This is a genomic window from Moraxella sp. VT-16-12, assembly GCF_002224245.2.
In the GTDB taxonomy this organism is placed as follows: Bacteria; Pseudomonadota; Gammaproteobacteria; order Pseudomonadales; family Moraxellaceae; genus Moraxella.
In genome coordinates this window covers 50190-59134 of the sequence record NZ_NKHK02000010.1, presented here as the reverse complement: position 1 = coordinate 59134, position 8945 = coordinate 50190, and the positions used below count along the sequence as shown (strand labels likewise).

Annotated in this window: 6 protein-coding genes; 5 read left to right on the top strand and 1 reads right to left on the bottom strand. The window is 44.1% G+C overall.

Going from position 1 to position 8945, the window contains the following annotated elements:
* Window positions 1-183: 183 nt before the first annotated feature.
* The gene (locus tag CEW93_RS09230; RefSeq protein ID WP_089540708.1) at window positions 184-960 is read right to left on the bottom strand and encodes a Crp/Fnr family transcriptional regulator; all 777 of its coding nucleotides are present in this window, start codon (window positions 958-960) and stop codon (window positions 184-186) included.
* Between the two features lie 183 nt (window positions 961-1143).
* On the opposite strand from CEW93_RS09230, the gene can reads away from it, so the two are divergent.
* The 5 genes from can (at window position 1144) to narI (ending at window position 8850) form a co-directional block, all read left to right on the top strand.
* Window positions 1144-1776: a carbonate dehydratase gene (gene can / locus CEW93_RS09225; RefSeq protein WP_089540706.1), complete on the top strand. Its 633-nt coding sequence runs from the start codon at window positions 1144-1146 to the stop codon at window positions 1774-1776.
* Window positions 1777-1936: 160 nt separating this feature from the next.
* Window positions 1937-5689, top strand: coding sequence for a nitrate reductase subunit alpha (locus CEW93_RS09220; protein WP_146416659.1), 3753 nt, complete (start codon window positions 1937-1939; stop codon window positions 5687-5689).
* Window positions 5690-5788: 99 nt separating this feature from the next.
* Window positions 5789-7327, top strand: a complete 1539-nt coding sequence (gene narH, locus CEW93_RS09215) for a nitrate reductase subunit beta (RefSeq protein WP_089540954.1) — start codon at window positions 5789-5791, stop codon at window positions 7325-7327.
* Window positions 7328-8122 (top strand): nitrate reductase molybdenum cofactor assembly chaperone, encoded by a 795-nt coding sequence (gene narJ / locus CEW93_RS09210; RefSeq protein WP_089540956.1) that lies wholly within the window; start codon window positions 7328-7330, stop codon window positions 8120-8122.
* The gene (gene narI, locus CEW93_RS09205; RefSeq protein WP_089540958.1) at window positions 8119-8850 is read left to right on the top strand and encodes a respiratory nitrate reductase subunit gamma; all 732 of its coding nucleotides are present in this window, start codon (window positions 8119-8121) and stop codon (window positions 8848-8850) included. The genes narJ and narI overlap by 4 nt, the downstream gene beginning before the upstream one ends.
* The last annotated feature ends 95 nt before the right edge of the window (window positions 8851-8945 follow it).

Genomic DNA, 8945 nt, shown 5'->3' with positions numbered 1-8945 from the left:
AATATGCGAAAACCCAAATTTAAAATGGGGTGGGGCGATGTTGGGCGTTTGGCAGTGTTTTGGATGTTCATGAGCATGGCGAATCTTTGAATTGTTATTACGATTGTCGAAAAAGTAATCTGCTGATTAAATCACTATTTTTTAAAATATCATCTCATCAAAAATGAAATAGCGTTTGTGTGGTCATTGTTCCACCATCTGTTCTAGGTGTTCGGATTTTAAAATAGTGTATTGTGCACCATTTACGCTAATAATTTGCTGATTTATCAAAGATCGCAAAGTTCGGCTGAGTGTTTCAGCACGGATACTTAGTAGGCTTGCAAGATTTTTTTGACTCATGGATATCTCTATTTTGCTGTTATTGTCAGCATGGCATAATAGATAATAAGCTACTTTCGCTTGTGCAGTTTTCAGGCTTAATAAATCATACAATAAAAACTGTGTCGAGATTTGCTCATACATCTGCTCTGCATACCAAGTAAATATCGTAGCTAAAGATGAGTTGTTGAATGTTTTCTTTATCTCATGAATGGGTAAAATGGCAACATAGCTATTTTGTGAAGCTTTAGCGGTTAACTGATGGCAGCTATTTTTTCCAAACAAGTTATATTGATTATGCGCAAGCATCTCATCTTGTTTTTCATCATGCTCATCTACTTTTAAATTAGGCAGGCTGTCATTGATCATCTGCACCTGGTGGATATGAGTTTTATTTGTATCAAATCTGTTTATTAGGCTTTCTTGACCATTGGGCTGCTGACGATAGCAATGGATTGCACCTTCTAATAAAAAATATAAATAACGCACTTTAGCATATTGCAAATAAATCAAACTGCCTTTGGGGTAGTAGTGAATCGTTGCTGCCGAAATTGAAAGTTTCTTATTGGTTGTTGCAAAAATAGGGTGGCAGCTCAAGCTCTGAAGATAAACAACCTTTTTTTCATTATAGAGTTTTTTCATGGCTAAAGAGTGGGTAATTTATATTGAAGTATTGTAAATATTTACAGATATTAGTCATAGTATGCTTAGGTAGAAAGCAGCCAGCCAAGCTTACTACTTTAGGGTAGTGCCTTAACCATTTAGAGCATAGCCAGGTATTGATAACTGATTTATGCTAAAACCAAATCAACTCTGGGAGTGTGTATGCATGTAACATTAAGTGATTTGTTAAATAACAACCAATATTGGGCGCAGTCACTGACAGCGCGTGATCCTGACTATTTTCCAAGACTCTCAAAGGCGCAGTCACCCAAATATTTATGGATCGGCTGCTCTGATAGTCGTGTGCCCGCCAATGAAGTGGTAGGCGTCATGCCAGGAGAGCTTTTTGTGCACCGCAATGTCGCAAATATGGTAGTTTCAACTGATATGAATTTGTTATCGGTGTTACAGTTTGCGGTAGATGTACTTAGGGTTGAGCATATTATCGTATGTGGTCACTATGGTTGCGGCGGCGTTAAAGCGGCGCTTAGTCAGCAAGAATATGGTCTGATAGATAACTGGCTTAGACCGTTGAAAGGAATGCGTTACCAATATCGTGAGGCTTTTGAGGGTTTAACTGATGAAGAGGAGCTTGATTTATTATGCCAAATCAATGTTAAGCGTCAGGTCACTAATATTTGCCATACTACCATAGTGCAAAATGCTTGGTATCAAGGCAGACAACTTTCGGTACATGGCTGGATTTATGACATGAATAGTGGGCTGATTGAGGACTTGGACGTGAGTATTAGTAATGCACAACAGCTGGCATCGGCATTTATCTATTCGCATTAATAAAATTAAAGCAGTCATTCAACTACGCCCAAAGAAGTATCTAATGATAGCCATTTAGGCAATAGTTAGGTAACCAATAAATTTTTATAATCAATGTTAGCTTGGTGTTTCGATTGTCGCTAGCCAGCTAAGCTCTTTTTACAACAACGAGGAAAGCAAAATGAGCCACTTACTCGACCAATTTCGTTTCTTTAAGAAAAAAACGGGTGAATATGCCGATGGACATGGTGAAGTCCGTGATGAAAACCGTGACTGGGAGAATTTTTATCGTAATCGCTGGCAATATGACAAAGTTGTCCGCTCAACTCATGGTGTCAACTGTACTGGCTCATGCTCATGGAAAATCTATGTTAAAAATGGCTTAGTGACTTGGGAAACTCAGCAAACCGATTATCCTCGCACTCGCCCAGATTTGCCTAATCACGAACCGCGCGGCTGTCCACGTGGTGCCAGTTATAGTTGGTATATGTACTCTGCCAATCGTCTCAAATACCCAAAAGTGCGTAAACCTTTACTGAAGCTTTGGCGAGAAGCGCGTACTAAATATACAGACCCAGTTGAAGCGTGGGGTAGCATTGTCAGCGATCCTAATAAGACTGCGCAGTACAAGTCCAAGCGTGGCTTGGGTGGCTTTGTGCGTTCAAGTTGGAATGAAGTTAACGAAATCATCGCTGCTGCCAACGTCTATACCGCCAAAACCTTTGGGCCTGACCGTATTATCGGCTTTTCGCCTATCCCTGCCATGAGTATGGTAAGTTATGCAGCGGGCAGTCGCTATTTATCCTTGATTGGTGGCGTGTGTTTGTCATTTTATGATTGGTATTGCGATTTGCCACCAGCTAGCCCTATGATTTGGGGAGAGCAAACGGACGTACCTGAAGCGGCGGATTGGTATAATTCTGACTATATCATCGCATGGGGTTCAAATGTGCCACAAACTCGTACCCCTGATGCTCACTTTTTTACCGAAGTACGCTACAAAGGCACAAAGACTGTTGCCATCACCCCTGACTATGCTGAGATTGCCAAGCTGTGCGATTTGTGGCTAAATCCAAAACAAGGGACGGACGCTGCTCTTGCTCAGGCGTTTTGCCATGTGATTATCAAAGAGTTTTATTTAAAACAACCTAGCGATTATTTCCTTGATTATGCTCGCCGTTATACTGATTTGCCTATGCTTGTGATGATTGAAGACGAAGGTAAGTCAGCTCGTGCTGGGCGTTTTTTGCGTGCGTCTGATTTGGTAGGTCATCTAGGTCAGGACAATAACCCTGAGTGGAAAACCATTGCCGTCAATGAAACAGGCGAGCTAGTCTCACCGATTGGCTCTATCGGTTATCGTTGGGGCGAAAAAGGTCGCTGGAATTTGGAAACTAAAGAAGGTACACATAACAGTGAAGTCAAACTACAACTATCTCAAAAAGGCTCTGGCGAGACAGTAGAAGTAGGGCTTGATTACTTTGGTGGTGGTGAGCATCCGTACTTTACGTCTGCCAAAGGCGATGATATTCAATACAAAACCATTCCTTGTCGTAGCCTAACCTTGGCTGATGGTACTACTGCCAAAGTGGTGACAGTATTTGATTTGATGCTTGCCAATCTGGGTGTAGATAATGGCGTCGGTGGTCAGCACGTTACTGATGATTATAATGATGCAACAGTAGCTGGTACACCTGCTTGGCAAGAAGCCATTACAGGGGTTAGCCGTGAGAAGGTCATTCAAATCGCCCGTGAATTTGCCGAAAATGCCCACAAAACTCATGGTAAGTCCATGATTATCATCGGGGCGGGGATGAACCACTGGTATCACATGGACATGAATTACCGTGGTGTCATCAATATGCTAATTCTGTGTGGCTGTATTGGTCAATCTGGCGGTGGTTGGGCTCATTATGTCGGTCAAGAAAAACTGCGTCCGCAGACAGGCTGGGCTCCGCTAGCGTTTGCTCTAGACTGGCACAGACCACCACGCCACATGAATGGCACAAGTTTCTTTTATAATCATTCAAGCCAATGGCGACACGAAAAAGTCTCAGCCCACGAGATTTTATCGCCACACGCTGATAAATCCAAATTCCCCGAGCATATGCTAGACTACAACGTACGTGCTGAGCGTGCGGGGTGGTTGCCGTCTGCTCCCCAGCTTAATCAAAATCCGCTACACATCGGCAAGGCTGCCAAAGCCTCAGGTGATGCCGAAAATTATGTCGTGGATAATTTGGCAAATGGTCAAATCCGCTTTGCTGCCGAAAGTCCAGACAATCCCGCCAACTTCCCGCGTAATTTGTTCATTTGGCGGTCAAACTTGCTAGGCTCATCAGGTAAAGGGCATGAATATATGCTTCATTATCTGCTAGGGACAAAGCACGGCATCCTAGGTGAAGAAACGGTACATGACGGCATTCGCCCAACCGAAGTAGAGTGGCTAGAAAATGCCCCAACAGGCAAGCTTGATTTGGTAACGACGCTAGATTTTCGTATGTCGTCCACCTGCTTGTATTCAGATATTGTCTTGCCAACCGCCACTTGGTATGAAAAAGACGATATGAATACTTCGGATATGCATCCGTTCATTCACCCTTTGACGGCGGCGACCGATCCTGCTTGGGAATCCAAGACTGATTGGGAAATTTATAAAGGCATCGCCAAAAAGTTTTCCGAACTAACGCATGGTCATTTAGGTGTCGAGACCGATATTGTCACTTTGCCAATGCAGCACGACAGTCCTGCTGAACTTGCTCAGCCTTTTGGTGGTACGGATTGGAAAACTGCAGGTGAACGCCCAATTCCAGGGATTAACTGCCCGCACATCAAGGTAGTAGAGCGTGATTATCCTAATACCTATGCTAAATACACATCTCTTGGGGTGTTGATGGATAAACTGGGTAATGGCTCAAAAGGTATCACTTGGGATACCAATGAAGAGGTGCGCCACTTGGCGGATTTGAATTATACCGTTACCGATGATGCCATTAGTAAAGGGCGTCCACGCATTGAGTCGGCGGTTGATGCTGCCGAGACAATTTTGATGCTGGCTCCTGAAACCAACGGACACGTAGCGGTCAAAGCATGGGCGGACTTATCAAAAACCACAGGACGAGACCATACTCACCTTGCCAAATCTAGCGAGCATGAAAAAATCCGTTTCCGTGATATTGTCGCTCAGCCTAGAAAGATTATTTCAAGCCCTACTTGGTCAGGTCTTGAGTCTGAAAAAGTCAGCTATAACGCAGGCTATACCAACGTGCATGAGCTAATTCCTTGGCGTACCATTACAGGTCGTCAGCAGTTTTATCAAGACCATCCATGGATGCAAGCTTTCGGTGAGCAAATGCAACAATACCGCCCACCGATTGATACACGTACCACCGATGAGCTCAAACGCTATAAGCCCAATGGCAACAAAGAAGTGGTGCTAAACTTCTTAACACCACACCAAAAGTGGGGCATTCATTCTACTTATTCTGAAAACTTGCTTATGCTGACGCTAAGCCGTGGCGGCCCTATTGTATGGATGAGTGAGATCGATGCCAAAAAAGCAGGCATTGTGGATAACGACTGGATTGAAGTGTTCAACCATAACGGTGCTATTACTGCCCGAGCGGTTGTCTCGCAGCGTGTCAAAGAAGGCATGACCATGATGTACCACGCTCAAGAAAAGCTAGTCAATATCCCAGGTTCTGAAAATTCAGGTACGCGTGGCGGTATTCATAACTCAGTCACTCGAGCAATCTTAAAACCAACTCACATGATTGGCGGTTATGCACAACAAAGTTATGGATTTAACTATTATGGCACAGTGGGGTGCAACCGAGATGAGTTTGTTGTGGTGCGTAAAATGGCAAATATTGACTGGCTAGAAGGCAAGCCAGACGACAGCCTGCCACAGCAATTACCTACCACTTTAGACTGATGCGCACGCTCTTTGGCAGAATAAAGAAATTCTGCCAAAGCAGGTACTATACTCAATGACACATTTTACCCAGCTTTTGCTAGGTTGAGGAAAATTAATATGAAAATTCGTTCTCAAGTGGGCATGGTGCTAAACCTTGACAAATGTATTGGTTGCCATACTTGTTCTGTTACTTGTAAAAATGTGTGGACCAGTCGTGAAGGCATGGAATACGCATGGTTTAATAATGTAGAGTCCAAACCTGGTATCGGTTTTCCCAAAGAATGGGAAAATCAAGAAAAATGGAAGGGTGGCTGGATAAGAAATGCCGACGGCTCTATCAATCCTAGAATTGGGGGCAAATTTCGTATTTTGGCGAATATCTTTGCTAACCCTGATTTGCCAACGCTAGATGATTATTATGAGCCGTTTGATTTTGATTATCAGCATCTACACACCGCCCCAATTAGTGAGCATCAGCCGATAGCACGCCCTCGTTCTTTAATAACGGGCAAAAGAATGCAAAAAATTGAATGGGGTCCAAACTGGGAGGAGATTTTAGGCTCTGAATTTGAAAAACGCCGTATTGACAAAAATTTTGACAATGTCCAAGCCGACATTTATGGTCAATACGAAAACACCTTTATGATGTATCTGCCAAGACTGTGCGAGCATTGCTTAAACCCAACGTGTGTGGCATCGTGCCCATCTGGGGCGATTTATAAGCGTGAAGAAGATGGTATTGTCTTGATTGACCAAGAAAAATGCCGTGGATGGCGGATGTGTATTTCTGGTTGTCCTTACAAAAAAATCTACTACAACTGGAAATCAGGCAAATCCGAAAAATGTATCTTTTGTTATCCACGTATTGAAAGCGGTCAGCCGACCATCTGTTCTGAGACGTGTGTGGGGCGTATCCGCTATCTTGGCGTACTGCTTTATGATGCTGACAAAATCAAAGATGCAGCCAGCACCCCCAACGAAAAAGACTTATATCAAGCACAGCTTGATGTATTCTTAGACCCTAATGACCCCAAAGTTATCGAGCAGGCTCTCAAAGATGGCGTGCCGATGAGTGTGATTGAAGCGGCTCAAAAATCCCCTGTGTACAAATTGGCGATGGACTGGAAACTTGCCTTGCCATTGCACCCAGAGTATCGCACTTTGCCGATGGTGTGGTATGTGCCACCACTATCACCCATCCAAAATGCTGCTGAGGCGGGGCAAGTGGGTATGGACGGGCTAATTCCTGATGTGGATAGCCTGCGTATTCCGCTAAAATACCTTGCCAATATGCTGACTGCTGGCGATGAAGAGCCTGTCCGCCTTGCCCTAAAGCGTCTGCTTGCCATGCGTAGCTATAAGCGCCTTGAACTGGTTGAAAAACAAGATGCTAAGGTAGTGCTTGATGCGGTGGGCTTGACCAAATTGCAAGTAGATGAAATGTATCGCTATTTGGCGATCGCCAATTATGAAGATAGATTTGTCATTCCGACAGCTCACCGTGAAGAAGCACTAAGCGATGTCTTTGCCGAGAAAAATGGCTGTGGCTTTAGCTTTGGCTCGGGCTGTGGCGGTGGCAGTGATACCAATATGTTTGGTCAAACCAGAGCCAATCGCCGTGAGATGATTGCAACGGTACAAACTTGGGAGAACTAGATGGATTTTCGTCTTTTGAAGGTCATTAGCCTATTGCTCGACTACCCAAGCGATGAGTTGTTCGTTGATGATACCTTAGAGCAATGCAAACAAATCGTGGCTAGCTCTGTGCTGATTAGTCCGCCTGTCCGCCAAGAAATTGCTGATTTTATTGATGAATTGGTAAGCCTAGGTGAGATTGAAGCCCAATCACGTTATGATGGCTTGTTTGAGCGGGGACGTAGCTTGTCGCTATGGCTATTTGAACACGTGCATGGCGAGAGTCGTGACCGTGGGCAGGCGATGGTGGACTTGATGGGTCAATACGAGCAGGCGGGCTTTGAAATTGGTGTCAAAGAATTGCCTGATTATCTGCCGATGTATCTAGAATTTTTGGCGTATCAAGCGACCCAGACTGATGATGATATGGACATTCGTATGCACATTGCCGATGTCAGCCATATTTTGACCTTGCTATCTGCAAGACTTGTGGACAAAAACAGCAGTTATGTCTGTTTGTTCAAAGCCTTGCTACAAGTGGCAGGCAAGCCACTGAGCGTGATTGATGATGAGCTTGCCAAGCTAGGCAAGCCTGTGGATGACAGTACGCCTGAAGCGATGGATAAAGAATGGGAAGAAGAAGTGGTGGACTTTTTGTCTGCCAAACAAGAAGACCGTTGCCCATCTAGCCAAACCGACCAACGTATCGCCGAAACATTGGCAAGACAAGCCAATCAAAATGCCCAAATTCCTGTGCATTGGGTTGGATTTGACAAACAAAATACAAGTGCAAGCTCTAAGGGGGTGTTCGCATGATTTCAACCGCTATAACCACAAGCTTTGACAACCTTGCTCATCTAAATTGGTTGCAAGTGTTTGTTTTTGGGATTTATCCTTATCTTGCTTTGGCGGTGTGCTTGATTGGCACATGGGCAAGATTTGATTTGTCTCAATATTCATGGAAAACAGGCTCAAGCCAAATGCTCAATGACAAGGGCATGAGAATCGCTAGCAATATGTTTCATATTGGTATCATTGGGATTTTGTGCGGGCATTTGGTCGGTATGTTAACACCACACGCTGTCTATGAGCATTTTATTAGCTCATCTCAAAAACAACTACTGGCGATGGTCGCTGGTGGCGTGATGGGGGTGGTGTGCTGGATTGGGCTTGCCATGCTGTTGGTTCGCCGTTTTACCGACCCACGAGTGTCGCATACGTCAAGTTTTGCTGATAAGCTGGTGCTGGTGATTTTATTTATTCAGCTAAATTTGGGCTTGGGGACGATTTTTGCTTCTACCAAGCACATGGACGGCTCGGTGATGGTAGCCTTGTCAAGCTGGGCTCAAAACATCACGGTGTTTCGCCCCATGCAGGCATTGGCAAATATGCAAGATATTAGCTTAATTTATCAGCTACATATCGCCTTGGGGATTACGATTATTTTGATTTTCCCATTTACTCGCTTGGTGCATATCATTTCTGCTCCAATCTGGTATCTAGGTCGTAATTATCAAATCGTCCGCCAAAAAATATCACAATAATAACAATAAATAAAACAATAACTTAACGAGTTTTGCCACAAAGATGACCCCAGCCAAGCCTTTGTGGTTTTTTATACGCATTGATTTGAGCGGAT

What these genes read in the sequence shown, in the direction of transcription:
- CEW93_RS09230 (WP_089540708.1), bottom strand. Translation starts at nt 960, where the DNA reads ATGAAAAAACTCTATAATGAAAAAAAGGTTGTTTATCTTCAGAGCTTG.
- can (WP_089540706.1), top strand. Translation starts at nt 1,144, where the DNA reads ATGCATGTAACATTAAGTGATTTGTTAAATAACAACCAATATTGGGCG.
- CEW93_RS09220 (WP_146416659.1), top strand. Translation starts at nt 1,937, where the DNA reads ATGAGCCACTTACTCGACCAATTTCGTTTCTTTAAGAAAAAAACGGGT.
- narH (WP_089540954.1), top strand. Translation starts at nt 5,789, where the DNA reads ATGAAAATTCGTTCTCAAGTGGGCATGGTGCTAAACCTTGACAAATGT.
- narJ (WP_089540956.1), top strand. Translation starts at nt 7,328, where the DNA reads ATGGATTTTCGTCTTTTGAAGGTCATTAGCCTATTGCTCGACTACCCA.
- narI (WP_089540958.1), top strand. Translation starts at nt 8,119, where the DNA reads ATGATTTCAACCGCTATAACCACAAGCTTTGACAACCTTGCTCATCTA.